Below are 22670 nucleotides of genomic sequence, written 5' to 3' on the forward strand. Positions count from 1 at the left end.
CTCCGCTCATTCGCCGTAGCGCAGCAGGTAGCAGTGGTACAGCGCCTCGGCCACGTAGCGCTCGACGCTACGCTGGGAAACCCCCATGCGTTCGGCGATCTGCCGGTGGCTGAGGTCTTCGCACTGGGCCAGGAGGAAGGCGGTGCGGACCTTCGGCTTGAGCCCGTCGAGCATCCGCGAGATTTCCTCCAGCAGTTCCAGCACCAGTTCCCGCGCCTCGGGCGACGGCGCCTGTGCCTCGGGCAGGTGGGCGATGCTTTCGAGGTAGGCGCGCTGCAGTTCCTCGCGACGCCAGTGGTCGATCACCAGGCCGCGGGCGATGGTCCGCAGGAACGCGCGCGGCATGCCGATCTCGCGCAGTTCGCGCTTGAGCAGGATGCGCAGGAAGGTGTCCTGGGCCAGGTCCGCCGCGTCCGCCGCGCAGCCCAGCTTGCCGCGCAACCAGTTCTGCAACCAGCCATGGTGCTCGCTGTACAGCGCATGCATGGCGCGATGGTGGGCGCTGAGAAGGATCGGGGCGGACATGGGAAAGTCGGGGCGACACATGAATGATAATGAATCGCATTGTCGAGAAGCCGCGGCCTTTTTGCAATAGCACCCGCCGGCCGGCGCCCTACTCGGCCGCCGCGCCTTCGCGCAGGCAGGCCAGCAGGTCTTCGCTGGCGCGGTCGCGATGCGGTTCGTCGCGCCAGCACATGCCCACCGCGCCCTCGCCGGGAATCTCCAGCGCCAGCCTGGCCACCAGGCCGAGCCCGGCGAGGTGCTCGACCACCCGCGCCGAGCCGATGGATAGCATGTCGCTGCCACGCAACAATTCGATGTTGGCCAGCATCGACGATGACTCCAGGCGGTAGGCCGGCGGCTGCCGGCCGCCCTGGGTCAGGGCCATGTCGAGCTTGCTGCGGATCGGCGAGCCGGGCGGCCAGACGATCCAGTCGTAGCGCCGCACGTCTTCCCAGTCCAGCGCGGCGGCCTGGGCCAGGGGGTGACCGGGGCGCGCCATCACCACGATCGCCTCGCTGTAGAGCACCTCGCAGCGCAGGCTGGCGCGCGGCGCATAGTTGTCCAGGCGCCCCACCACCACATCGAGCTGGCGTTTCTCCAGCCGCTCGAGAAGGCCGTTCATGGTGCCTTCGAGCAGTTCCACCTGGGCCCCGGGGTAGCGTCCGAGGAACGCCCGCAATGCGCGCGGCACCAGGCTCGGCGCGGAGGCCGGCGACGTGCCGAGGAGTACCCGGCTGCCGCTGCCGCTGCGCATCGCCTCGAGGTTCTGCCGCGCCCGCTCCATCTCGGTGAGCACGCGCTGGGCGTGGTTGAACAGGGTCATGCCGTAGGGCGTCGGGCGCAGGCCACGGGCGTGACGCTCGAACAGCGGCGCGCCGACGTCCTCCTCCAGTTCCTTGAGCCACTTCGACAGGCCCGGTTGGGTGGTGTGTGCGGCCCGGGCGGTGCCGCTGAGGTTGCCGGTCTCCATCAGGCTGACCAGCAGTTGCAGGTGTTGCAGGCGCAGGCGGCGGGTCCAGTCCATCGCAAGCCATCCTCGAATACGTATAGGTCGATGTCTAAATATCATTATTCGGTTATGCCTTCACCTCGAATAATGACTACCAGACCGAGGCGGCCCCGCCTCCTCCCGCCGGAGATTCATCGGTATGCATAACGACAATTCCACCGAGAAGCGCGCCGACTTCTATCGACGCATCCGCCAGCAGCACCTCACCCCGCTCTGGGAAGCCCTGCACAGCCTGGTCCCGGCGCAACCCGCCGGCGGCTGCCAGGCGGCGCTGTGGCGCTATCGCGAACTGCGCCCGTTCCTGCTCGAGGCAGGCGACCTGATCAGCGCCGAGGAAGCGGTGCGCCGCGTGCTGGTGCTGGAGAACCCGGACCTTCCCGGCCAGTCGGCGATCACCCCGAGCCTCTACGCCGGCCTGCAACTGATCCTGCCGGGCGAGATCGCTCCCAGCCACCGGCACACCCAGTCGGCCCTGCGCTTCGTCGTCGAGGGCTACGGCGCCTACACCTCGGTGGACGGCGAACGCACCCGCATGGAGCCGGGCGACTTCATCATCACTCCGTCCTGGACCTGGCACGACCACGGCAACCGCCCCGCCGCGGAAGGCGGCGAGCCGGTGGTCTGGCTGGACGGCCTGGACATCCCGATGCTGCGTTTCTTCGGCGCCACCTTCGCCGAGAGCTACGGCGAACCGGTGCAGCCGTTGCGACGTGGCGAAGGCGACAGCCTCGCCCGCTACGGCAGCAACATGCTGCCGCTGCGCCACCAGCCGACGACGCCGACCTCGCCGCTGTTCAGCTACCCCTACGCGCGCAGCCGCGAGGCCCTCGAGCGCCTGGCGCGCCTCGAACGGCCCGATCCCTGGGAAGGCCACAAGCTGCGCTACGTCAACCCGGCCACCGGCGGCTGGGCCATGCCGACCATCGCCACCTGCCTGCAACTGCTGCCGGCCGGCTTCCTCGGGCAGCCCGCGCGCAGCACCGACGCCAGCGTCTATTCGGTGGTGGAAGGCAGCGGCGTGGCGCAGATCGGCGGCCGGCGCTTCGCCTTCGAGGCCAAGGATCTGTTCGTCGTGCCCTCCTGGGCCGAGCTGCGCCTGGAAGCCGGCGCCACCGACTGCGTGCTGTTCAGTTTCTCCGACCGCCCTGTGCAGCAGGCGCTCGGCATCCTCCGCGAATCCCGCGAACCCCTCGCCCACTGAAGGACCCGTCCCATGAGCCATCTCTTCGCGCCCGAAGCGCCCGTCAGCCTCACCATCCATGGCAGCGACCAGACCTTCCCGGTGCGGCGGGTCTACTGCGTCGGCCGCAACTACGCCGCCCACGCCCGGGAAATGGGCTTCGATCCCGAGCGCGAGCCGCCGTTCTTCTTCTGCAAGCCGGCCGACGCGGTGGTCCCGGTCGCCGCCGGCAGCACCCTGGAGCTGGCCTACCCGAGCCAGACCGGCAACTACCACTACGAGATCGAACTGGTGGCGGCGATCGGCAAGGGCGGCTGCGACATCCCCCTGGAGCAGGCCGAGGAACACGTCTGGGGCTACGCGGTGGGCCTGGACATGACCCGCCGCGACCTGCAGATACGCATGCGCGAGATGGGCCGGCCCTGGGAGATCGGCAAGGCCTTCGACCGCTCGGCGCCGATCGGCCCGCTCTACCCTGCCAGCCAGGTCGGCCATCCGCGCCACGCCGCCATCAGCCTCCAGGTCGACGGCGAGGATCGCCAGCGCAGCGACATCGACCAGTTGATCTGGTCGGTGGCGGAAACCGTCAGCTACCTGTCGCGCTTCTTCGAGCTGCGCCCCGGCGACCTGGTCTTCACCGGCACCCCGGAAGGCGTCGGCGCGGTCGAGCGCGGCGAGCGGATGCTCGGCGCCATCGACGGCCTCGGCGAACTCAGCGTCCGCGTGGTCTGACCCACCGCCCGCGCACGGCGCGGGCCCACCCTGCCCTTCATCCGGGCTGTCGCCACGGCGACGGCCGAGGAACGCTCATGCCTACGCCCGACAAGAACAACAAGATCGACGTCCAGGCCTTCATCGATGCGCAGGCGGTTTCCGCCTTCCAGTTGCGAGTCCTGTCGCTGTGCTTCCTGATCGTCGCCATGGACGGATTCGACACCGCCGCCATCGGCTTCATCGCCCCGGCCCTGGCCCACGACTGGCAACTGAGCCCGGCGCAACTCAGCCCGATCCTCGGCGCCGCACTGGCCGGCCTGGCCCTCGGCGCCTTCGCCGCCGGCCCGCTGGCCGACCGTTTCGGACGCAAGAGCGTGCTCCTGCTCTCGGTGCTGTTCTTCGGCGGCTGGAGCCTCGCCTCGGCCTACGCCGGTTCGGTGGAAACCCTGGCCCTGCTGCGCTTTTTCACCGGCCTCGGCCTGGGCGGGGCGATGCCCAACGCGATCACCCTGACCTCCGAATACTGCCCGCGCCGGCACCGCGCGCTGATGGTCACCGCGATGTTCTGCGGCTTCACCCTCGGCTCGGCGCTGGGCGGCCTGCTCGCCGCGCGGATGGTCCCGGCGCTGGGCTGGGAGAGCGTGCTGCTGCTCGGCGGCGGCCTGCCCCTGGCGAGCCTGCCGCTGCTCTGGGCATGCCTGCCGGAGTCGGTGCGCTTCCTCGCCCGCCGCGCACCGGACGCGGCGCGCCTGCGGCGCATCCTCGAACGCCTGGGGCGCCTGCCCGACGGCTGGGCCGGACGCCTCGAACTGCCCGCCGACGAGTCCGACGGCACCTCGCCCCTGCGGCAGATCCTCGGCGCCGAGCTGCGCGGCGGCACCCTGCTGCTCTGGGCCACCTTTTTCATGGGCCTGCTGATCATCTACCTGCTGACCAACTGGCTGCCGACGCTGATCGGCGGCACCGGCTTCAGTCTCGGCGAGGCGGCGACGATCAGCGCCATGTTCCAGCTCGGCGGCACCCTCGGCGCACTCCTCCTGGGCAGCGCCATGGATCGCTTCGACGCGCACCGGGTGCTGAGCCTGGCCTACGTCGGCGGCGCCCTGTTCATCCTCGGCATCGCCAGCCTCTACCACAGCTTCGCCCTGCTGGCGCTGTGCGTCGCCGGCGTCGGTTTCTGCATCAGCGGCTCGCAGGTCGGCGCCAACGCCCTGGCCGCCGATTTCTATCCGACCCGCAGCCGCGCCACCGGGGTCAGCTGGGCCCTCGGCCTGGGCCGCATCGGCTCGATCGTCGGCTCCCTCAGCGGCGGCGCCCTGCTCGGCCTGGGCCTGGGCTTCAGCGGCATCCTCGCCCTGCTGGTGATCCCGGCGCTGCTCGCCGCCGTGGCCGTGCATCGCCTGGGCCGGCGCCGGGCCAGGCCTTCTTCCGTCACTCTCTGAACAGGACTTCCCATGCAGCTCTACAGCTTCTTCAACAGCTCCACGTCCTATCGGGTGCGTATCGCATTGGCCCTGAAAGGTCTGGATTACCAGGTAGTGCCGGTCAACCTGCGGCAGGGCGAGCAACTGCGCCCGGCCGACCGCCAGCGCAACCCGATGGGCGCGCTGCCGACCCTGGTCGACGCCGACGGCCGTCGGTTCAGCCAGTCGCTGGCGATCATCGACTACCTCGACGCCGTGCAGCCCGAACCGCGCCTGATCCCTCTCGACCCGCTGCATCGCGCCCAGGCGCTGGAACTGGCCCTGCTGGTGGCCTGCGACATCCATCCGCTGAACAACGTGCGGGTGCTCAAGTACCTGACCCAGGTCCTCGGCATAGACGCCGAGGACCGCCAGCGCTGGTACGCGCACTGGGTCGCCGAGGGCCTGGCGGCGGCGGAGACCCTGCTGAACCGACACCGTCGCGGCGCCTTCTTCGCCGGCGCCGCAGCGGGCATCGTCGAGTGCTGCCTGGTGCCGCAACTGGCCAACGCCCGGCGCATGGGCTGTGACCTGGCGCCCTACCCGGCGTTGCTCGAACTGGAGGGGCGCTGCCTGGCGCTCGAAGCCTTCCAGCGCGCCAGCCCCGAGCGCCAGCCCGACTACCTCCCGGACTGACGCGCTGCCCCGTGGAAAACAACAACAAGAAGGACACGCCCATGATCACCCGCACCCGGGCCAGCCTGCTGGCCCTGCCCCTGCTGCTGCCCTCGTTCCAGGCTATCGCCGCGCTGCCGGGGATGAACCTCGGCCAGACCTCCTTCCTCGACGGCAAGGCCCTGCCCGGCACGCTGTTCCAGCAGTTCGTGAATATCTACGAGGCCGACGACTTCATGGACGCCAACGGTCACCGGCGCCCGCTCGACAATCGCCTGCGCACCCTGCTCGCCACCAGCCACTTCGCCCACATCAGCCAGCACCAGCTGTTCGGCGCCTACTACGGCGCGGAAATCCTCGTCCCGGTGCTGCTCGCCGATCCCGACTTCGAACCCCACGCTGGCAGCGCCAACGGCCTCGGCAACCTGATCGTCAGTCCGTTCATCCTGCAATGGCCGCAGACCGAGCTGTTCGGCCGGCCCTACTGGCAGCGCCTGAACCTCGCCTTCCAGTTACCCACCGGGCGCTACGACAGGCATCGGGCGATCAATCCCGGCAGCAACCACTGGAGCTTCAACCCGCACTACGCGCTGACTTGGGAATTCGCCGAAGGCTGGGAAGCCAGCGCTCGCCTGCAGTACCTGTTGCCGGGCAAGAATCGCGACCCGGCGCCGCCGTTGGCCGACGACTACCTGCAGCCGGGCCAGGCGTTCCACGCCAACTACTCGGTATCGCTGGCGCTGGATGCGCATTGGCGAGTCGGGTTGTCCGGCTACAGCCTGCGACAGATCACCGACGAGCGGGTCGACGGGCACGACCGCCCGGACTCCCGCGAGCGGGTCGATGCCATCGGCCCGGCGCTGATGTTCGGCTGGGGCAAGTCGCGGCTGTTCCTCAACGCCTATCACGAATACGGCGCACGCAACCGCAGCGAGGGCAGCCGGCTGATCCTGCGCTACTCGCAGGTCTTCTGAGCGTCGCCTTCCGGGACGATCGGCAAGCGCTCCAGGGTGCGGAACACCGAGCTGCGCCGCCAGCGCAGGTCCGTCGGTTCCGAGGCCAGGGCGAAACGGCGACGCACCAGGCCGCGCAATGCGCATTGCAATTCGAGCCGGGCCAGGTACGCGCCCAGGCAGTAGTGCGGACCATGGGCGAACGCCACGTGCTGCTTGGCGTTCGCTCGCTGCAATTGCAGACGGTCGGGGGCGGCGAACATCTCCGGGTCGCGGTTCGCCGCGAGGAAGCTCAGCCAGACCTTCTCTCCAGGCGGAATCCGCTGGCCGCCGATCTCCACCTCCTCCAGGGTGCAACGCACGCCGCCGCGCACCGCGCCGTCGAAGCGCAGCAGTTCCTCCACCGCGTTCGCCGCCAGCTCCGGGCACCGCCGCAGCAGATCGAGCTGGTCGGGATGGGTGAGCAGCGCCAGCGTAGCGTTGCCGACCATGCTGATGGTGGTTTCGAACGCGGCCATGAACACCATGGCATAGGCCGCCACCAGGTCCTCGAGGCCCAGTCCGGCCTCCAGCATCGCGGCGCCGTCGAGGATGCTCGGCGCTGCGCCGGGCGGCGGGCGCGAAGAGCCATCGCTCCAGCCGCGCGCCTGGCGTTGCAGGTAGTCGCTGAAGGCGGCCGCGCTGCGGTTGATCTGCCCGGCATCGCCGTGGCTGGCGGCGAGATCGAGCCCGGCGGCCAGGTCGCGGCCCCAGGGCAGCAGTTGCCCGGTGTCTTCGCGGGGAAAGCCGAACAGCTCGGCGGCCACCCGGATCGTCAGCGGTTCGGCGAAGTCCCTGAGCAGATCGGGCTCGCGGCGCTCCAGCAAGCTGTCGAGGAGCTCTTCCACCAGCGCCTCGATGCACGCCTCCCAGCGGCGCACGGCGTCGGGGCCGAAGGCCGGAGCGAACAGCCTGCGCAGGCGGGTGTGCCGCGGCGCGTCGTTGAACAGCATGAAGTTGTCGTAGAAGCGCGCCAGCGGTTGCAATTGCTGGTGGCCGAACCAGCTGGCGCCGCCCTGGCGGACGCCGGCGGCGCCAAGGCGAGCGGGGTCGGCGGAGAAACGGCGGTCGCGCAGGCACGCCGAGACATCGGCATAGCGACTGATCCACCAGATCGAGGCCTGGTCGCGGCAGACCGGCGCACGGGAGCGGATCAGCCGCAACAGCGGATAGGGATCGGCGACGAAGTCGGGATGGTAGGTGTGGATGTCGAAACCGTCGCTCCGCGGAGCGAGCGCCGGACGCTGAGCGTCATGGCGCGGCTGCGCGCTGCCTTCCTCGCTGAATGCGTCGTCCATGGCCCTCGCTCCGCTGGGTTGGCGTAACGCAGGGAGTATAGATGGCCGGCGGCTCGGCGCCGGCCCGGAGGATCAGCGCGGACCGAGGATCTCCGCCAACTGGTCCGGCTGCGGCGCGCCCTGTTGCTGCTGCATGCGCCCCTCGGCATTGAGATAGAAGATCGCCGGGGTCGCCGCGGCGCCCATCGACTCCATCAGTTCCATGTTGCCGGCGAGCTGCTTGCGCACCGCCGCCGGGATCTTCGCCAGCGGCTTCAGGGTGCTGGCCTTGCCCGCCTGCTCATGGTCGTGCAGGGCCTTCTGCGGGTCCTTGCTGGCCAGCAGCGCAGCGGACTTGGCTTCGCTGTCCTCGCGAATGATGCCGACCATGATATGCCGCAACTGCACCTTGCCGGCATCCACCCAGGGTCGCGCCTGCTCCCAGAACATGGTGCAGTACGGGCAGTTCGGGTCGCTGAACAGGTAGACCACGCGCGGCGCGTCGGCACGGCCATCGGCGATCCAGGCGCTCTGCTCCATCTTCTGCCACATTTCCTTGGCCAGCGGCGCATACACCAGGCGCTCCAGCGGTTCGCGGCTGAGGTCCTTGCCCTGGGCGTCGAACAGGTGGCCGGTGAGTACGTGCTTGCCGTCGGGCGTCAGGTACAGCGCCATGCCCTGGTTCTGGTATTCGGCGGCGTAGCCGCGCAGGCCATCCGGGGCGTCGAAGCTGCCGAGGATGCGGGCGCCCTTCTCCTGGACCATGCGGATCGGCGCCGGCAGCTCCTCCGCCGCCGTGGCCAGGCCGGCGTTGAGGAGGGTCAGGCCCAGGCCAAGGGTGATCAGGTTGCGCGGCAGTCTCATTCGGAACTCCTGGTTGCGGGGGCGGCAGCGGCCGGCTCGAAGGCTTCGAGGTAGCGCGCCAGGCTGCCGCGGGACAGTTCGCCGAGATGGCTGCCCAGCAGGCGGCCCTCGGCGGTGTAGAAAACGGTGGTGGGCAAGGCGACCGAGCCGACCTGCTGGCCAAGCTGCCCGCCGTTGTCGAACAGCAGGTTGTCCAGGCGCAGGTTCTCGCCCTGGAGGAAATGGCGCACGGTCTCGGCGCTCTCGCCCTGGTTGGCGAAGAGGAACACTACGTCGGGATTCTCCGCCTGCGCCTGTTGCAGCACCGGCATCTCGCGCCGACACGGCGGGCACCAGCTGGCCCAGAGGTTGATCACCAGCGGGCGGCCCCGGAAATCGGCCAGTTGCACCGACTCGCCGGCGGCGTTGCGCAGGCTCAGTTCGGGCAGGCGCGTACCGCGCTCGTAGATGCCCAGGCCCAGACTGCCAAGCAGCCAGAACGCCAGTCCGAGGCTGGCGCCGACACCCAGCGAGCGACGTAGCGCCGGTCGCCGCCAGGCCCAGAACAGCGCGCCGAGCACAGCGGCGAGCAGGCCTGGCCAGGCGAGGAAACCGCCATCGCGGATATCCAGCATCTGTGCGAAGTCGCCACGGTACTGCGGCCAGTAGCGCACCACGAAGGCCAGGCGCGCCACCAGCAGGCCGAGCAACAACAGGTTGAACAGCACCGGCTCGGCGTTGCGCCCGCCGCCGCGCGCCGCCAGCCAACCACCGAGCAGCGCGGCGCCGAGGGCGAGGAACAGCAGCAGGTGTTGCAGCGAGACCACCAGCGGTCCCAGGGAAAAACTCAGCATCAGCCGCGCTCCCGGGTCGCCTGCCAATGGGCGAGGAAGCCGCCGGCGTCGACTTCGCCGGTCAACCGGCGCGCGCGGCGCTCCTCGCCTTCCGGGCCGATCCAGATCAGGCTCGGCGGGCCGGGTACCTGGTAGCGGCGCAGCAGCTCGCGGCTGGCGGCGTTGTCCGCGGTCACGTCGAGCCGCAGCAGGCGCACGCCCTGCAGGGCGGCGAGCACATCGGGCTTGGCGAACACCTGTTTCTCCATGATCCGGCAGGACACGCACCAGTCAGCGTAGTAGTCGAGCAGCACCCATTGTCCCTCGGCCTTGGCCGCAGCCAACTGACGGTCCAGCTCGGCCGGCTGGCTCACCGTGAGGAACGCCTCGTGGGCACTGGCCGTCGGCGTAGCGCCCCGGTTCGCCGCCGCATACACCTGTAGCGGACGCCAGGGGTCGTCGGCCCCGGCCGCGGCGCCCAGCAGCATCGCCGCGCCCCAGAGACCGAAGATGCAGCCCGCCGCGCCGAACAGCACCGCGTGCCGTGCCAGGCCTCGCGCCGTGTGCAGCGCGGCGTAGGCCAGGACCAGCAACAACGCGCCGCCAAGGCCGATCCACAGCGCCTCGCCGAGCAGCGGACGCAGGAGTATCCAGGCGGTGCCGAGGAAAAGGAAGCCGAACACGCCCTTGACCAGGTTCATCCAGGGACCGGGCTTGGGCAGGAAGCGGCTGCCGACCGTCACCAGCAGCAACAGCGGCATGCCGATGCCGAGGCCCAGGCTGAACAGCACCAGGCCGCCATGCAGGGCATTGCCGGTCTGCGCGATATAGAGCAAGGCGCCGGCCAGCGGCGCGGTCATGCACGGCCCCACCAGCAGCCCGGACAACGCGCCGAGCGCGGCCGCGCCGGCCAGGCTGCCGCCCTTGCGGCCGCGACTGAGACCGTCGAGGCGGTCGCGCAGGGCCGCCGGCAGTTGCAGTTCGAAGAAGCCGAACATCGGCAGCGCGAGGAACACGAACAGCGCGGCGAAGCTGCCCAGCAGCCACGGCTGTTGCAGCCAGGCCTGCAGGTTGCCGCCAAGCAGCGCCGCGACCACCCCGAGTCCGGCGTAGACCAGCGCCATGCTCAGCACGTAGCTACCGGCCAGCAGCAGGCCGCGACGAGGGCCGGCGCCGCTGCCGACCACCAGCCCGGCGAGGATCGGCAGCATCGGCAGCGAACAGGGAGCGAACGCCAGCAGCAGGCCGAGGCCGAAGAACAGCAACAGGCTCCAGGCCAGGTTGCCGGCCTGCAGGCTGCCGGCCAGGCCCTGGTCCTCGGCGACTTCGCCGCTCGTCCCGGCGACGGCGGCGGCAGGGCCGGTACCGCCCAGGTCGAGCGCCTGGCTCTGCGGCGGATAGCACAGGCCGGCATCAGCGCAGCCCTGCCAGCCCAGGCGCAGTTGTCCGGCGGCGGCCGCCGGCAGGGTCAGTTCCAGGCTCTGGCGATAGACCTGCGACTCGCCGAAGAACTCGTCGCTGTGGCTTTCGCCCGGCGGCAACTGCGGCTGCAAGGCCGGGTCGAGTCCGTCGAAGCGCAGGCGCTTCTGGTACAGGTAGTAGCCCGGCGCGATCTGCCAGCGCAGTTGCACCTGGCCGTCGTCGAGGCGCTCCCAGGTGAAGCGGAAGGCTTTCTCCACCGGCAGGAAATCCGTCTGCGTCGCGCCGCGCGGCGCGAACAGGTCGTCGCCCGGTTGCGCCTGGGACAGGCCCGGCAGCAGGAGCATCAGGAGCATCAGGAGCAGGATCAACACACGCATGGATAACGCCTTCTACGATGAACTCGGCGGCAGCATGGCCAGCGACGATTAACAGGCCGTTAACGCGGCCACGGGAAAACCCCGGCGACGCGCCGGGCGGGGCATAATCCTGGCTTAATTCGCCCGCTTCAGACTCCTATCCCTTTAACCAGCGATACCGCCATGCATGTACTGCTCACCGAAGACGACGACCTGATCGCCAGCGGCATCGTCGCCGGCCTCAACGCCCAGGGCCTGACCGTGGACCGGGTGGCCAGCGCCGCCGATACCCAGGCGCTGCTCCAGGTGGCGCGCTTCGACGTGCTGGTCCTCGATCTCGGCCTGCCCGACGAGGACGGCCTGCGCCTGCTGCAACGCCTGCGCCAGCAGGGCGTCGACCTGCCGGTGCTGGTGCTGACCGCGCGCGACGCGGTGACCGACCGGGTCGCCGGGTTGCAGGCCGGCGCCGACGACTACCTGCTCAAGCCCTTCGACCTGCGCGAACTCGGCGCCCGCCTGCATACCTTGCAACGGCGCTCCGCCGGGCGCTGCGTCAACGTCATCGAACACGGTCGCCTCAGCTACGATCCGAGCACCCGCGAAACCTGGCTCGACGGTCGCCCCGTGGAGCTGTCGCGACGCGAACAGGCGCTGTTGCAGGCATTGCTCAACAACCGCGGGCGGATCCTCAGCGGCGAGCAGCTCAAGGACAGCGTCTATGGCTTCGGCGACGAGGTCGAGAGCAACGCCCTCAACGTCCACATCCATCACCTGCGACGCAAGCTCGGCAACGCCATCGTGCAGACCGTGCGCGGCCTCGGCTACCGCCTCGGGCCGGCGCGCGGCGACGGAGACGACGCATGAGCCTGCGCCTGCGCCTGACCCTGATCCTCGGCTCGGCCTTCATCCTGCTCTGGTCGCTGGCCGCGGCCTGGATGCTCTGCGACCTGCGCGGGCAGATGATGCGCTCCTTCGACCAACGCCTGGCGGCCTCGGCGCGGATGGTCGCCGGCCTGCTCCAGCAGTTGCCGCAGCCGCAGCCGGCGGACGGCCAGACCACGCGCCTGAGCGCGGAGCAACTGGGGATTCCCAACGGCATGGCCTGCCAGGTCAGCTCATTGCGCGGCGAAGTCCTGGCGCAGAGCCATGCCACCCCGGAGCGGGCGCTGGACAGCACCGCCAGCGGCTTCCGCGACCAGGAAATCAACGGCGTGCTGTGGCGCAGCTTCACCGTGCAGGCCGGCGATCTGCGGGTCAGCACCGCCGACCGCCTGGAAGAGCGCGACGTGCTGCAACGCTCGGTGGTGGTGGCCGCCGCGGTGCCGGTGACGGTCGCCCTGCTCGGCAGCCTGGCCCTGCTCTGGCTCGGCGCCGGCCAGGGCCTGGCGCCGCTCAAGCGGATTCGCGACGCCCTCACCCGGCGCGGCGCCGACTCGCTGGAGCCACTGGAGCTGGCGGCCCTGCCGAGCGAACTGAAACCGCTGGTGGAAACCCAGAACCAGTTGTTCCAGCGCATCGCCCAGGCCATCGAACGCGAGCGACGCCTGACCGGCGATGCCGCCCACGAACTGCGCAGCCCGCTGACCGCGATCAAGACCCACCTGCAGGTCGCGCGCATGACCGAGGGCGCCGCCGCCGAGCAGGCCCTGGCCCACGCCGAGGAAGGCGCCGACCGTCTGCACCGGACGCTGGACCAGTTGTTGCTGCTGGCGCGGGTGGAAGGCAGCCTGTCGTTCGACGACGGCGTGCAGTGCAGCGCCGAGGACGCCGCCCGGGTGGCCATGCACGACGCCGGCCACGGCGACGTGCGGATGTTCGAACTGAAGCTGGCCGACGGCTTGTCCGAGGCGCCGCTGGAAGTCCCCTCGGTGCTGGCCATCGCCGCGCTGCGCAACCTGCTGGACAACGCCCTGCGCCACACCGCCGCCGGCACCCGGGTGGAGCTGGCGGTGGAAACCGCGCAAGGCTGCGCGCGCTTCCACGTCCGCGACCACGGCCCGGGCATCGCCGAAGCCGACCTGCCGCATCTCACCCGGCGCTTCTGGCGCCACGGCAAGAGCGGCGGCAGCGGGCTCGGCCTGGCCATCGTCCAGGCCATCGTGCAACGCTGCCAATGCCGGCTGGACTTCGACAGCCGCGCGGACGGCCTGCGGGTGACGCTGGAAATGCCGCTGCGCGAGTGATGCGCGGGCACCACGCGCCCCACCCACCCGCCAACCGACTCCGTAGGGCGAATAGCCGCCCCGCGGCTATCCGCCGGACCCAGGCCCAGGCATCGGCGGATAACGCCGCTGGCGTTATCCGCCCTACCCAGGCGCCGACCTGCTTCCGCCGGACCGCGTCTCCGTCCTGCGGACGCCAGGCCACGAGGGTCAGATTCCCTGTCCCAGCAGCACGCCGTTGACCTTCTGCCCATACAGGTTGACGCCGTCGTTGGCATGGAACTTCTGCCGCGTCTTCTCCACCGAACCGTCCACCAGGCGCGGGTCCTGCGGGCGCTCGTGGCTGTTCATGAAGGCGGCGACGTCCCAGGCGTCGCGGTCGCTGAGGGTACCGGGCTTGCCCAACGGCATGTTGTACTTGATGAAGGAAGCCGCGGTGTTGATGCGGTGCATGCCCGCGCCCCAGTTGAACGACTGCGCGCCCCACAGCGGCGGGAACACCGCCTGCCCCAGAGCCATCTGGCCCTGGCCGTCGGCGCCGTGACAGATCGCGCACTGCGCGGCATAGACCTTGGCGCCGCGCTCGATGCTGTAGCCGCCTTCCGGCGGGGCCACGTCCGGATAGCCGCGTCCGGGCAGGCTGACCCCGGTCGGCGCCTGGCTCGCCAGCCAATAGGCGTAGACGGTCAGGGCCTTGATCTCCGGGCTGTCGGCCGCCGGCACCTTGCCGTTCATGCTGAACTGGAAACAGCCCTGCAGGCGCTCGGCGAACGTATTGACCTTGTTGTTCTTGGCGCGGAACGCCGGATAGACCGGGTAGGCCGCCCACTGCGGCGCGGAGTTGGCCCGGCGGCCCTGTTCGAGATGGCAGTTGACGCAGTTGAGCTGGTTGCCGACCAGATGCGGCGCGTTCTTCCGGGTTTCCACGAACAGCGCCTGGCCCTGGCGGACCATTTCGCCGAAGGCGTTGTCCGGGAGGCTGCTTTCCGCCGGCGGCTGGAACGGATCCAAGGGCGCCGTTGCCGCTTGGACGGGAGCGATCAGCAGGCCAACGACGGCCAGGGAAAGGATCGACGGCATGTTCATGGCTGGCCTCCTGCCTGACCGAGGGTGGCGAAGAACTGGCTGACGCTGCGGATCTCCTCTTCGCTGAGGGATTTGGCGATATGTCCCATCAGATCGTTCGGGTCGTTGCGGCGAGTGCCAAGCTGCCAGGCGCGCAACTGGTTGCTCAGGTACATCTCGCCCTGCCCCTGCAACGGCGGGAAGGCCTCCCCCACGCCGCTGCCGGCCGGACCGTGACAGGTCACGCACTCGGGAATGTTGCGCTCCCAGGCGCCACGCACCGCCAGGGTCTCGCCGGGGCTGCGCGGGGTGGCCACGCGCGACAGCGCCACCGGCTTGGGCGCCGGCATTGCCGCGAGGGTAGTGGCGAGCGCCTGGATCTCGTCGTCGCCAAGTGCATCGGCTATGCCCTTCATCACCGGGTGCTCGCGACTGCCGCCCTGCTTGAGGTCGTGCAGTTGCTTGCTCAGGTAGGCGGCGGGAAGGCCCGCCAGGCGCGGAAAGCCGGCGGCGGCCAGGCCCATGCCATCGACGCCGTGGCAGGTGACGCAGGCCGCGGCGGCCGGGTTGGCGCCGCCCTGGGTGTAGAGTTTCTGGCCATCGACGGCGGCCTGGGCCGTCGCCGCCAGCAAGGCGGTCAATGAAAACAGCAGTCGGTGTGCAACCGGCATGGCAGGGTTCCTCTCTGGCTTATTGTTTTTAGTTCTAAGTTTAGAACCAAAAAACCTATCACCGAAAGACCCTACCGCACGCAGGACTACATCGTTTTCCTACAGGACCCGGATCACGCCCCTTTCAGCCCCGCGACGATTTCGCAAGAGCGTAGCCGATGGGCGTGCTCGTAGAAGTCGCTGGTGAAGATAAGCTCGTCGGCGCCGGTCTGCTCCAGGAGGATCTCCAGGCGCGCGCGAACCTTCTCCGGACCGCCGATCACCGCCAGGCCGAAGAAGCTGCCGACCGCGTCCTGCTCGTGGGGCAGCCACAACGGCGCCATGCTTTCCACCGGGGGCTTCTGTTTCAGGCTCTCGCCGCGGATCAGCGCCAGCACGCGCTGGAAGGCGGTAGTGGCGAGGAACTCGGCCTCTTCGTCGGTAGGTGCGGCGATCAGCGGCACGCCGATCATCGCGTAGGGTTTGTCGAGTACCGCCGAGGGCTGGAAGTTGCTGCGGTAGATGCGCAGCGCCTCGTGCAGGTAACGCGGTGCGAAATGCGAAGCGAAGGCATAGGGCAAGCCTTTCTGCGCCGCCAGGTGAGCGCTGAACAGGCTCGAACCGAGTAGCCAGATCGGCACCTGGGTACCCTCGCCCGGCACCGCCAGCAGGCTCTGCTGGGAACGGCGCGGGCCGAGCAGCATTTCCAGCTCGGCGACCTGCTCGGGGAAGTCGTCGCCGTTGCCCAGGCGGTCGCGACGCAAGGCGCGCATGGTCGCCTGGTCGGCGCCGGGGGCGCGGCCAAGGCCGAGGTCGATGCGGCCCGGGTAGAGCGTCTCCAGGGTGCCGAAGTTTTCCGCCACCACCAACGGCGCATGGTTCGGCAGCATCACCCCACCCGAGCCGACGCGGATCCGCGAGGTACCGCCGGCGATATGGCCGATCAGCAGCGCGGTGGCGGAGCTGGCGATGCCATCCATGTTGTGGTGCTCGGCCAGCCAGAAACGGTTGAAGCCCAGGCGCTCCACATGGCGCGCCAGGTCCAGGGAATTGTGCAGGGCTTCGGCCACGCTGCCGCCGGTGCGCACCGGCACCAGGTCGAGCATGGACAGGGGAATATCAGCAAGCGTTGTCATGAAGGCTCCAATCGGCAGCGGGCGATGGCCAGGGCGCGAGACACGCGCGGAAGGACTTCGCCCGGGGTTTGGATCAATTCTATATCACGCGTTATAGTTTTTGCCCACGGAGAATCCATGGGCTTTTTCCAGTCAAGGGGCGCTGTGGCGTCAGGCGGCCTCGACCGCCAGCAGGGAATCCCAGGCCGCCATCGCGCAGCGGCCGATGGCCAGCAACTGCTGGCGGCTGGCGCCGTCGCGGGCCTGGATCGACAGGCCCTGGAGCACGCTGCTGTAGAAACTGGTGAGCGCGTCGAGATCGGCTCCGGCCGGCACGTCGCCGTCGGCCACGCCTCGTGCGAAACGCTCGCGCAGCAGGCGCGCGGCGCGCCGCCGGTGATCGCGCAGATAGTCTTCGACGCCTTTGTTGGCCGGCGAGAAATTGGTCGTGCTGAGGTCGACCAGGCAACCGCGCGGCTTGCCTTCCGTGGTGTAGCTGACAGCGGCGCTTTCCAGCAGCGCGGCGATCGACTCGCGCGCCGTCGGCAGGGCGAAGGCGCCCTTGGAAAGCTGGCATTCCTGGCTCAGGTAGAGTTCCACCGCCGAACGGAACAGCGCCTCCTTGGAACCATAGGCGGCATACATGCTCGGCGCGCAGATGCCACCCATGGCCTCCTTCAGCGCGGCCATGGTCGCGCCTTCGTAACCGGCCTCCCAGAACACGTCGAGCGCCCGGCGCAATGCCTGTTCACGATCGAAGCCGCAGGGGCGTCCACGCTTGGCCATGGGAATTCCTGAGAAAAAAACACGTCATATGGTAACACCGGCGAACAGTCGCAAGGCTGGAGGGGGTCGCTTGATCCATCACCGCGCTCGATATACACCATGCAGGCTTTTTACTTCTGCCGGTTCTCCCGCTGGGCAAACATGCTCTCCAAGGGCAGACGCCCACCCTTCCTCAGGAGAACCGATCATGTCCAGCTTCAGCGCCCTCGCCAGCTACTTCGCCGCTTCCGCGTTCTACAGCAATGCAGTGACCCCTACTCGCCCGGTTCAGGCCAGCGCGCCCGCGCCGACCAGCGAGAAGAAATGAGCCCAAGGAGGCATCCATGCTCTCAGCCCGCTCCCGCAAGGCCCCGACCTATGGCGTCACCTATGTGAGCCTCGAGGATTGCACCCTGCACTTCGAGACCGAGTACATCATCGAGCGCCGCGACGGCAGCCTCGCGCACATGCCGATGCGCACGCCGGTCAGTGAGCGCGAAGCCCTGCAACGCCTGATCGAAAGCTGCATCGACGACTGATACCTCCAGTGCCCGTGTGCCGCTCTCAGGAGCGGCCAGCGGCGTTTTCCCAATCCGCCACCAGCGTCCGCAGTCGCGCGTCGCGCAGTTCGAAGAGTTCCAGCAGCCCCAGTGCCCGGATCGCCGGCAGCAGGGCGCGCAGGTCTTCTTCAGCCTGCCGCCGTTGCGCCGCGGGCAGTTCCTCCTCAAGCAGCAACCGGGCGTTGGCGATGAACGCGCCGACGCTGCCCTTGCGTATCTCCACGCCGCCCAGGCGGATGCGGTCCTGTCGGTCGGGAAGGATGTCTTCGGCTTTCATGGCGTGCTCCAGGCAAGAATGATGAGCCGCCAGGCTACATCCGCAGTCGAATGGCCTATTATCCATTCCAAGCCAATCATCGTCGTTTTTCCGCCAAATGCTTCCGGACCCCCTGCCCGTCCCGCTCTTCGCCCTGCGCATCGACCGCGCAGCCAGCCGCACGGCCTCCCACCGCCATGCCTGCGGCCAGCTCTACTGCCTGGAGCGCGGCCTTCTGGTGGTCGAGGACGAGCATGGCCGCCAGGCCCTGCCTCCGCGCCAGATCGCCTGGATCCCACCGGGTCACCCACACTCGGCGCACTCCCACGGCAGCCTGGCGGGCTGGAGCGCCTACCTCGCCGCCGAACACTGCCGCGACCTGCCCCGGCACCCCGGCGTGCTCGCCTGCTCGGCTTTCGTGGCGCTGATCGTCGAACGCGCCACCCGCTGGCCGACCGGCTCCGCCTGGAACACCGAACGCGAGAACCTGCTGCGCGTGCTGCTGGACGAACTGCGCCACGCCGTGCCCCAGCGGACCCGCCTGCCCTATCCGGGGGATTCGCGCCTGCGCAGGATCGCCGAGGCATTGCTGGCCACCCCCGGCGATCCGCGGCCGGCGGCCGAATGGGCGCGCTGGGCGGGCCTCAGCAGCCGTAGCCTGAGCCGGCTGTTCGGCGCCGAGACCGGCATGAGCTTCGCGCAATGGCGGCAACTGGCGCGACTGCACGCGGCCGTCGAACGGCTGGCAGCGGGCCAGGCGGTCGGCGAGGTCGCCTGGTCGCTCGGCTACGAAAGCCCGAGCAGCTTCGCCAGTGCCTTCCGCGCAGTATTCGGCGAGACGCCGTCCGGCTATTCCAGTCGCGCCAACGAAGCGCTAGCCTGAACCTTCCGCGCCACGAGCCTTTCCCCATGAGCCACGCCAATACGCCCCGCGACTGGGTTCGACGCGCCCCGCAACACGGTGCGGTGGAACGCATCGAGGCTTACTTCGCCGGCCACGGCTACGATCCGCATCGCCACGACACCTATGCCATCGGCCAGACCCTGGCCGGGGTGCAGAGCTTCCGCTATCGCCGCAGCCAGCGCCACAGCCTGCCGGGCGGCTGCCTGGTGCTGCATCCCGACGAGCTGCACGACGGCGAGGCCGGCAGCCAGGAAGGGTTCCGCTACCGGATGCTCTACGTCGAGCCGGCGCTGATCCAGCAGGCCCTCGGCGGCCGGCCGCTGCCGTTCGTGCGCGGGGGCTTGTCCGACGACCCGCGCCTGATCGCCGCCAGCCGGGCCCTGCTACAGGCCATGGATACCCCGCTGGAGCCGCTGGAAGAACAGGACGCCCTGTTCGAACTGGCCCACGCCCTCGACGCCGTGGCCGGCAACCGGGCGCGCGGCAGGCGCCACTTCGACTTCGTCGCCGCCGAGCGCGCCCGACAGTACATCCACGCGCACCTGGAGCGCCCGCTGAGCCTCGACGAACTGGCGCAGGTCGCCCAGCGCGAACGCTGGAGCCTGTCGCGCGATTTCCGCGCGCTGTTCGGCACCAGCCCCTACCGCTACCTGATCCAGCGCCGGCTGGACATCGCCCGCCGGCTGATGCTCGGCGGCCAGACGCTGGCCGAAGCCGCGCTTGCCGCCGGTTTCGCCGACCAGAGCCACATGACCCGCCATTTCGGCCAGAGCTACGGCCTGCCGCCGGCACGCTGGCTGCGTATGCTCGGCCGCGCCTAGCCAGGTTGCACGATCATCCAAGACCGCCCGCTCCGTAGCCGCCTACCCTGGCGCCAGAGACCAACCACCGGAGCGCACCGATGTCCACCAGCACAACCCAAGCGATCAACTTCGCCGCCAAGCTCGCCCTGTTCGACGACCGCTGGCAACCCAGGGTGATCGCCCAGATGAACGACTACCAGTTCAAGCTGGTGAAGATCGAAGGCGACTTCGTCTGGCACAGCCACGCCGACACCGACGAGACCTTCATCGTCCTCTCCGGTCGCCTGCGCATCGATTTCCGCGACGGCGCGGTGCACCTGGGCCCCGGCGAGATGTATGTGGTGCCGCGCGGCGTGGAGCACAAGCCGTTCGCCGAGGGCGAGGTGCGCATGCTCCTGGTGGAGCCCTGCGGCGTGCGCAACACCGGCGACCAGGGCGGCGAGCGGACGGCCGTCAACGATCTGTGGATCTGAACGAATAAGCAGTGTGCTTTGGCGGCAATGTATATTCGCGCCGCCATAGCGCCTACATATACATGCAAACCTGCCATTGGAGACATCCTCTAAAACACAGCACGCTCAAGAATAAAAACTGCCAAGGCACATAATAAATTTCCAAAACCGCCAGAAACGACACATCTCCACATCCTTCAAAAACCCCTCCCAAGGGCATTTCAAAAGCGCCACCCCCATCTAGACCGTCAAACATGCTTCTGTCTACTCCATGACACCCAAAGCCTCTCACGCAAGAAAAATCCATTAGTTTTCACAGAATTCTCTTACACACATCAAGAACGATATCGTGCTAAAAAACTAACGCCACACCACCCCAACCAGCAGGGAATATAAAATTGTCAGAACACAATTTTAGCAAACTCAAGATAGATAAAATCAGGAGAAGCCCTACACTCATAATTTCCGGCTACGGAGCGGGAATCGCCATACTCTTCTCAATCTTCAATGACCAACTAGGAATGGAGAAAAAATGGCTAGCAACCATTGACGCAACATTATCAATCTGCGCCATAATATTTTACACAGGAATCATTCATCTTATTTCAACAACAAAAGCGCTTAAAGAGCTAAACAAAGAAAAATCTAACCAACCAGAGCCACGAAAACGCATTCAAACACTTAGCGGGCTTCTAATCATGATCTCCACAGGCTTATTCGGCCTCTATCTGATTGGCAATAGCGATATATCACCAGGAGCAAAACTGTCATCATCCACAACCGGCCTAATACTACTTAGCTCTTGCATTATCGCTTTACTAATAACTTTTGAAAAAATCTCAAAGGAGTTATCAGGTGCGCGAACTAAGCATCATTGAGATGGATATTGTGTCAGGAGGAAACAGTCTTGATGCCGCAGCAACAGGAGCGGGTGGAGCTATAGGTGCAGGACTCGGAAAATTTGGCGGAAGTGCGGCCGGAGCTTGGGCAGGTGCAACTGTCGGCGGTGTTCTAGGAGGACCCGTTGGAGCAGTTGTCGGCCTTATCAGTGGCAGAGTTGCCGGCGGTGCTTTTGGTACCGTTGCAGGAGCAGCTGCTGGTTCGTATGCAGGTTCGGCGGCAGCTAGCGCATGGAGCAGAGGCGACAAGGCAGGTACCAACTATGATGGAGAGGGGTGTGACTATCACTAAGAAAATATTTCAAACCCAATAGAACCAACCTCCTCCAATGGTGCTTCCGGAAAAAAGCACCATTATTTTGAGATTAAAATATAGCCTACTCAGAAACACATATGACAGCCTCCATGAACTTCAAAGCAAACATATCTCAGAGCGAATTTCTTAGCCAGTACCAAGAAAATCAACCATTACATATGAAAGGTGCTGTCCTGCCAATAAATTTTTCGTGGAACGATGTAAATCGACTAATTGAACGAAGCGATCCCTCATCACCCGACTTCAAGTTATCCCTAGACAGAATCCTCCCCAAAGAAAAGTATGTCGAAAAATATTTAGACATTGGAACCATTCGCCAACGAATCATAAAGCCAGCTTTATATGATTACCTAAGTCGTGGCGCCACGCTAATCATCAACAAGATAAAGAGCGATCCAAAAATAACGGAAATCACACAACAAATAGGATTATTCACTGAAAGACAGATTGTCAGCAGTGCCTATTTAGCATTTGGCAAGAAAAGCTCCTTTCGTTGCCATTGGGACACAAGAGACGTTTTTGCAATCCAACTAATAGGGAGCAAACGCTGGGTAGTATACGAACCATCCTTTGAGCTCCCTCTTTACACTCAGCAAAGCAAAGATCTTGAGCATATTTACCCGTGCCCTACCAATCCTTACATGGATATCATCTTGGAGCCAGGGGATGTATTCTATCTACCAAAGGGCTGGTGGCATAACCCACTACCAATTGGACAACCGAGTTTCCATTTGGCACTTGGCACTTTCCCGGCATTAGGAATTGACTATCTGCAATGGACTTTATCCCACATGGAAAACTTCCTTGGAGCCAGAAAATCTTTGAGCAAATGGGCCTCAGACCAGGAAAACCTAGCAAATATTGCAAACCACATACATAGACTAATCAACAATCATGAACACTATTTGAACTTCATGAAAAATCACTTGATAGGAACCAGAATAGACTCTCCACTGGCCGTAGAGGCATTTTGCCGAGCAGACACTGAAACCATTCCCCTTCATTCACAACTATGCCTATGCACAAACAACAAATTCGGCATAGAGCAAAACTATTTAATATGCAATGGAACAAAGCTAAACATAGACCCTCACAGCATGCCAATAATTAACCACATCGCAGCAACCCCCGGCACAAGCCTTGAAGATCTCATTCATAATTTTCCCCAGCATGAATCAACTGACATTAAGAATCTCATCACCGCCCTCTGCAAAGAGGACATACTTAGCATCACCTTATAAAGATCGCTCCATCAAGAAAGAACCTGGCACACTTATCAAAAACAACAAAGCTACGCAGAGCAGTCAAACTCAAGTTAGTTACAGGAATCCACCTAAAAATTAATCAATGACACCTCAAAATGATTTTTTCCGCGCGGAAGCCCTTAATAGAAAGATGTACCAAGCTTTAGGAAAAGTAACGCTAACGCGCCCGGTCTCCTTCACTTTTCTCACCCTGCTGGCCGCGGCGATGGCGCTGCTGGTGGTGGGCTTCTTCCTGTTCGGCAGCTACACC

Annotated in this window: 25 protein-coding genes and 1 pseudogene; 15 read left to right on the top strand and 11 right to left on the bottom strand. The window is 66.4% G+C overall.

The annotated features are described in order from the left end of the window. Window positions 1-6: 6 nt before the first annotated feature. Together LT948_RS31400 and LT948_RS31405 are read right to left on the bottom strand one after the other, a co-directional pair. Window positions 7-525 carry a sigma-70 family RNA polymerase sigma factor gene (locus LT948_RS31400; protein WP_003089775.1) on the bottom strand — a complete coding sequence of 173 codons (519 nt, stop codon included), beginning with the start codon at window positions 523-525 and terminating at the stop codon, window positions 7-9. 88 nt (window positions 526-613) lie between these two features. Next, the gene (locus LT948_RS31405; protein WP_003089777.1) at window positions 614-1528 is read right to left on the bottom strand and encodes a LysR family transcriptional regulator; all 915 of its coding nucleotides are present in this window, start codon (window positions 1526-1528) and stop codon (window positions 614-616) included. A gap of 124 nt (window positions 1529-1652) precedes the next feature. Between LT948_RS31405 and gtdA the strand changes: the two genes are divergently transcribed. The 5 genes from gtdA (at window position 1653) to LT948_RS31430 (ending at window position 6459) form a co-directional block, all read left to right on the top strand. Continuing rightward, window positions 1653-2714, top strand: a complete 1062-nt coding sequence (gene gtdA, locus LT948_RS31410) for a gentisate 1,2-dioxygenase (RefSeq protein WP_003162849.1) — start codon at window positions 1653-1655, stop codon at window positions 2712-2714. Window positions 2715-2726: 12 nt separating this feature from the next. Continuing rightward, a complete protein-coding gene (locus LT948_RS31415; protein WP_023091722.1) occupies window positions 2727-3425 on the top strand; it encodes a fumarylacetoacetate hydrolase family protein in 699 nt (232 codons plus the stop codon). A 77-nt stretch (window positions 3426-3502) separates the two neighbouring features. Beyond that, a complete protein-coding gene (locus LT948_RS31420) occupies window positions 3503-4849 on the top strand; it encodes an MFS transporter (protein WP_003139140.1) in 1347 nt (448 codons plus the stop codon). A gap of 12 nt (window positions 4850-4861) precedes the next feature. Continuing rightward, window positions 4862-5506, top strand: coding sequence for a maleylacetoacetate isomerase (gene maiA / locus LT948_RS31425; RefSeq protein ID WP_003113293.1), 645 nt, complete (start codon window positions 4862-4864; stop codon window positions 5504-5506). Between the two features lie 41 nt (window positions 5507-5547). Then, entirely contained in the window at window positions 5548-6459 is a 912-nt protein-coding gene (locus tag LT948_RS31430) for a SphA family protein (RefSeq protein WP_023091721.1), read from the top strand. Here LT948_RS31430 and LT948_RS31435 read toward each other — a convergent pair. The 4 genes from LT948_RS31435 to dsbD form a co-directional block, all read right to left on the bottom strand. Continuing rightward, window positions 6441-7775, bottom strand: a complete 1335-nt coding sequence (locus LT948_RS31435; protein ID WP_003089787.1) for a cytochrome P450 — start codon at window positions 7773-7775, stop codon at window positions 6441-6443. The two genes, LT948_RS31430 and LT948_RS31435, sit on opposite strands and share 19 nt — an antisense overlap. A 72-nt stretch (window positions 7776-7847) precedes the next feature. Further along, window positions 7848-8618 carry a thiol:disulfide interchange protein DsbG gene (gene dsbG, locus LT948_RS31440; protein ID WP_003089790.1) on the bottom strand — a complete coding sequence of 257 codons (771 nt, stop codon included), beginning with the start codon at window positions 8616-8618 and terminating at the stop codon, window positions 7848-7850. Beyond that, window positions 8615-9451, bottom strand: a complete 837-nt coding sequence (locus LT948_RS31445) for a TlpA family protein disulfide reductase (RefSeq protein WP_003089792.1) — start codon at window positions 9449-9451, stop codon at window positions 8615-8617. The genes dsbG and LT948_RS31445 overlap by 4 nt, the downstream gene beginning before the upstream one ends. Continuing rightward, window positions 9451-11229 carry a protein-disulfide reductase DsbD gene (dsbD, locus tag LT948_RS31450; RefSeq protein WP_033995088.1) on the bottom strand — a complete coding sequence of 593 codons (1779 nt, stop codon included), beginning with the start codon at window positions 11227-11229 and terminating at the stop codon, window positions 9451-9453. The genes LT948_RS31445 and dsbD overlap by 1 nt, the downstream gene beginning before the upstream one ends. Window positions 11230-11391: 162 nt before the next feature. On the opposite strand from dsbD, the gene LT948_RS31455 reads away from it, so the two are divergent. Both LT948_RS31455 and LT948_RS31460 read left to right on the top strand, forming a co-directional pair. Then, a complete protein-coding gene (locus LT948_RS31455; RefSeq protein ID WP_003103570.1) occupies window positions 11392-12072 on the top strand; it encodes a response regulator in 681 nt (226 codons plus the stop codon). Beyond that, window positions 12069-13391, top strand: coding sequence for an ATP-binding protein (locus LT948_RS31460; protein WP_003089798.1), 1323 nt, complete (start codon window positions 12069-12071; stop codon window positions 13389-13391). Before LT948_RS31455 ends, LT948_RS31460 begins: the two co-directional genes overlap by 4 nt. A gap of 189 nt (window positions 13392-13580) precedes the next feature. On the opposite strand, the gene LT948_RS31465 is transcribed toward LT948_RS31460, so the two are convergent. The 4 genes from LT948_RS31465 to LT948_RS31480 all read right to left on the bottom strand — a co-directional run bounded on the left by LT948_RS31465 (window position 13581) and on the right by LT948_RS31480 (window position 16986). Beyond that, on the bottom strand, window positions 13581-14456 hold the full coding sequence (locus LT948_RS31465) for a c-type cytochrome (protein WP_019485208.1): 876 nt from the start codon (window positions 14454-14456) through the stop codon (window positions 13581-13583). Then, complete coding sequence (locus LT948_RS31470) at window positions 14453-15106, bottom strand: c-type cytochrome (protein ID WP_033995089.1); 654 nt, start codon at window positions 15104-15106, stop codon at window positions 14453-14455. The genes LT948_RS31465 and LT948_RS31470 overlap by 4 nt, the downstream gene beginning before the upstream one ends. A 113-nt stretch (window positions 15107-15219) precedes the next feature. Then, window positions 15220-16221 carry an LLM class flavin-dependent oxidoreductase gene (locus LT948_RS31475; protein WP_003089806.1) on the bottom strand — a complete coding sequence of 334 codons (1002 nt, stop codon included), beginning with the start codon at window positions 16219-16221 and terminating at the stop codon, window positions 15220-15222. 150 nt (window positions 16222-16371) lie between these two features. Further along, entirely contained in the window at window positions 16372-16986 is a 615-nt protein-coding gene (locus LT948_RS31480; protein ID WP_003089808.1) for a TetR/AcrR family transcriptional regulator, read from the bottom strand. Between the two features lie 187 nt (window positions 16987-17173). Here LT948_RS31480 and LT948_RS33285 point away from each other — a divergent pair, with 187 nt between their 5' ends. Beyond that, entirely contained in the window at window positions 17174-17293 is a 120-nt protein-coding gene (locus LT948_RS33285) for a PA2485 family small membrane protein (protein ID WP_003089810.1), read from the top strand. A 16-nt stretch (window positions 17294-17309) separates the two neighbouring features. Further along, window positions 17310-17504 carry a type III secretion system co-regulatory protein PtrC gene (ptrC, locus tag LT948_RS31485; protein WP_003089814.1) on the top strand — a complete coding sequence of 65 codons (195 nt, stop codon included), beginning with the start codon at window positions 17310-17312 and terminating at the stop codon, window positions 17502-17504. Window positions 17505-17529: 25 nt separating this feature from the next. Here the strand turns inward: ptrC and LT948_RS31490 are convergent, their stop codons facing one another. After that, window positions 17530-17802: a hypothetical protein gene (locus LT948_RS31490; RefSeq protein WP_003089816.1), complete on the bottom strand. Its 273-nt coding sequence runs from the start codon at window positions 17800-17802 to the stop codon at window positions 17530-17532. A gap of 97 nt (window positions 17803-17899) precedes the next feature. Between LT948_RS31490 and LT948_RS31495 the strand changes: the two genes are divergently transcribed. The 6 genes and pseudogenes from LT948_RS31495 to LT948_RS31520 all read left to right on the top strand — a co-directional run. Next, complete coding sequence (locus LT948_RS31495; protein WP_019485209.1) at window positions 17900-18664, top strand: AraC family transcriptional regulator; 765 nt, start codon at window positions 17900-17902, stop codon at window positions 18662-18664. Window positions 18665-18690: 26 nt separating this feature from the next. Next, window positions 18691-19506, top strand: a complete 816-nt coding sequence (locus LT948_RS31500) for an AraC family transcriptional regulator (RefSeq protein WP_019485210.1) — start codon at window positions 18691-18693, stop codon at window positions 19504-19506. Window positions 19507-19586: 80 nt separating this feature from the next. Further along, window positions 19587-19961 (top strand): cupin domain-containing protein, encoded by a 375-nt coding sequence (locus tag LT948_RS31505; RefSeq protein WP_019485211.1) that lies wholly within the window; start codon window positions 19587-19589, stop codon window positions 19959-19961. Between the two features lie 377 nt (window positions 19962-20338). After that, window positions 20339-20818, top strand: coding sequence for a hypothetical protein (locus tag LT948_RS31510; protein ID WP_124075009.1), 480 nt, complete (start codon window positions 20339-20341; stop codon window positions 20816-20818). A gap of 426 nt (window positions 20819-21244) precedes the next feature. Beyond that, window positions 21245-22396: a JmjC domain-containing protein gene (locus LT948_RS31515; protein ID WP_023091720.1), complete on the top strand. Its 1152-nt coding sequence runs from the start codon at window positions 21245-21247 to the stop codon at window positions 22394-22396. A 106-nt stretch (window positions 22397-22502) separates the two neighbouring features. Beyond that, window positions 22503-22670 (top strand): annotated as a pseudogene (locus LT948_RS31520) (HlyD family secretion protein); the annotation flags it as partial.

The organism is Pseudomonas sp. CP-1, from assembly GCF_021213715.1.
GTDB lineage: Bacteria > Pseudomonadota > Gammaproteobacteria > Pseudomonadales > Pseudomonadaceae > Pseudomonas > Pseudomonas aeruginosa.

Excerpts from the sequence above, each read along its gene's own strand:
- LT948_RS31420 (WP_003139140.1), top strand. The coding sequence starts at position 3,503 with ATGCCTACGCCCGACAAGAACAACAAGATCGACGTCCAGGCCTTCATC.
- LT948_RS31480 (WP_003089808.1), bottom strand. The coding sequence starts at position 16,986 with ATGGCCAAGCGTGGACGCCCCTGCGGCTTCGATCGTGAACAGGCATTG.
- LT948_RS31430 (WP_023091721.1), top strand. The coding sequence starts at position 5,548 with ATGATCACCCGCACCCGGGCCAGCCTGCTGGCCCTGCCCCTGCTGCTG.
- LT948_RS33285 (WP_003089810.1), top strand. The coding sequence starts at position 17,174 with ATGTCCAGCTTCAGCGCCCTCGCCAGCTACTTCGCCGCTTCCGCGTTC.
- LT948_RS31470 (WP_033995089.1), bottom strand. The coding sequence starts at position 15,106 with ATGCCGGTTGCACACCGACTGCTGTTTTCATTGACCGCCTTGCTGGCG.
- LT948_RS31455 (WP_003103570.1), top strand. The coding sequence starts at position 11,392 with ATGCATGTACTGCTCACCGAAGACGACGACCTGATCGCCAGCGGCATC.
- LT948_RS31515 (WP_023091720.1), top strand. The coding sequence starts at position 21,245 with ATGAACTTCAAAGCAAACATATCTCAGAGCGAATTTCTTAGCCAGTAC.
- LT948_RS31475 (WP_003089806.1), bottom strand. The coding sequence starts at position 16,221 with ATGACAACGCTTGCTGATATTCCCCTGTCCATGCTCGACCTGGTGCCG.
- dsbD (WP_033995088.1), bottom strand. The coding sequence starts at position 11,229 with ATGCGTGTGTTGATCCTGCTCCTGATGCTCCTGATGCTCCTGCTGCCG.
- LT948_RS31505 (WP_019485211.1), top strand. The coding sequence starts at position 19,587 with ATGTCCACCAGCACAACCCAAGCGATCAACTTCGCCGCCAAGCTCGCC.
- LT948_RS31490 (WP_003089816.1), bottom strand. The coding sequence starts at position 17,802 with ATGAAAGCCGAAGACATCCTTCCCGACCGACAGGACCGCATCCGCCTG.
- LT948_RS31465 (WP_019485208.1), bottom strand. The coding sequence starts at position 14,456 with ATGAACATGCCGTCGATCCTTTCCCTGGCCGTCGTTGGCCTGCTGATC.
- LT948_RS31500 (WP_019485210.1), top strand. The coding sequence starts at position 18,691 with ATGAGCCACGCCAATACGCCCCGCGACTGGGTTCGACGCGCCCCGCAA.
- maiA (WP_003113293.1), top strand. The coding sequence starts at position 4,862 with ATGCAGCTCTACAGCTTCTTCAACAGCTCCACGTCCTATCGGGTGCGT.
- LT948_RS31415 (WP_023091722.1), top strand. The coding sequence starts at position 2,727 with ATGAGCCATCTCTTCGCGCCCGAAGCGCCCGTCAGCCTCACCATCCAT.
- LT948_RS31405 (WP_003089777.1), bottom strand. The coding sequence starts at position 1,528 with ATGGACTGGACCCGCCGCCTGCGCCTGCAACACCTGCAACTGCTGGTC.
- LT948_RS31435 (WP_003089787.1), bottom strand. The coding sequence starts at position 7,775 with ATGGACGACGCATTCAGCGAGGAAGGCAGCGCGCAGCCGCGCCATGAC.
- LT948_RS31445 (WP_003089792.1), bottom strand. The coding sequence starts at position 9,451 with ATGCTGAGTTTTTCCCTGGGACCGCTGGTGGTCTCGCTGCAACACCTG.
- dsbG (WP_003089790.1), bottom strand. The coding sequence starts at position 8,618 with ATGAGACTGCCGCGCAACCTGATCACCCTTGGCCTGGGCCTGACCCTC.
- gtdA (WP_003162849.1), top strand. The coding sequence starts at position 1,653 with ATGCATAACGACAATTCCACCGAGAAGCGCGCCGACTTCTATCGACGC.
- LT948_RS31460 (WP_003089798.1), top strand. The coding sequence starts at position 12,069 with ATGAGCCTGCGCCTGCGCCTGACCCTGATCCTCGGCTCGGCCTTCATC.
- LT948_RS31495 (WP_019485209.1), top strand. The coding sequence starts at position 17,900 with ATGCTTCCGGACCCCCTGCCCGTCCCGCTCTTCGCCCTGCGCATCGAC.
- LT948_RS31400 (WP_003089775.1), bottom strand. The coding sequence starts at position 525 with ATGTCCGCCCCGATCCTTCTCAGCGCCCACCATCGCGCCATGCATGCG.
- ptrC (WP_003089814.1), top strand. The coding sequence starts at position 17,310 with ATGCTCTCAGCCCGCTCCCGCAAGGCCCCGACCTATGGCGTCACCTAT.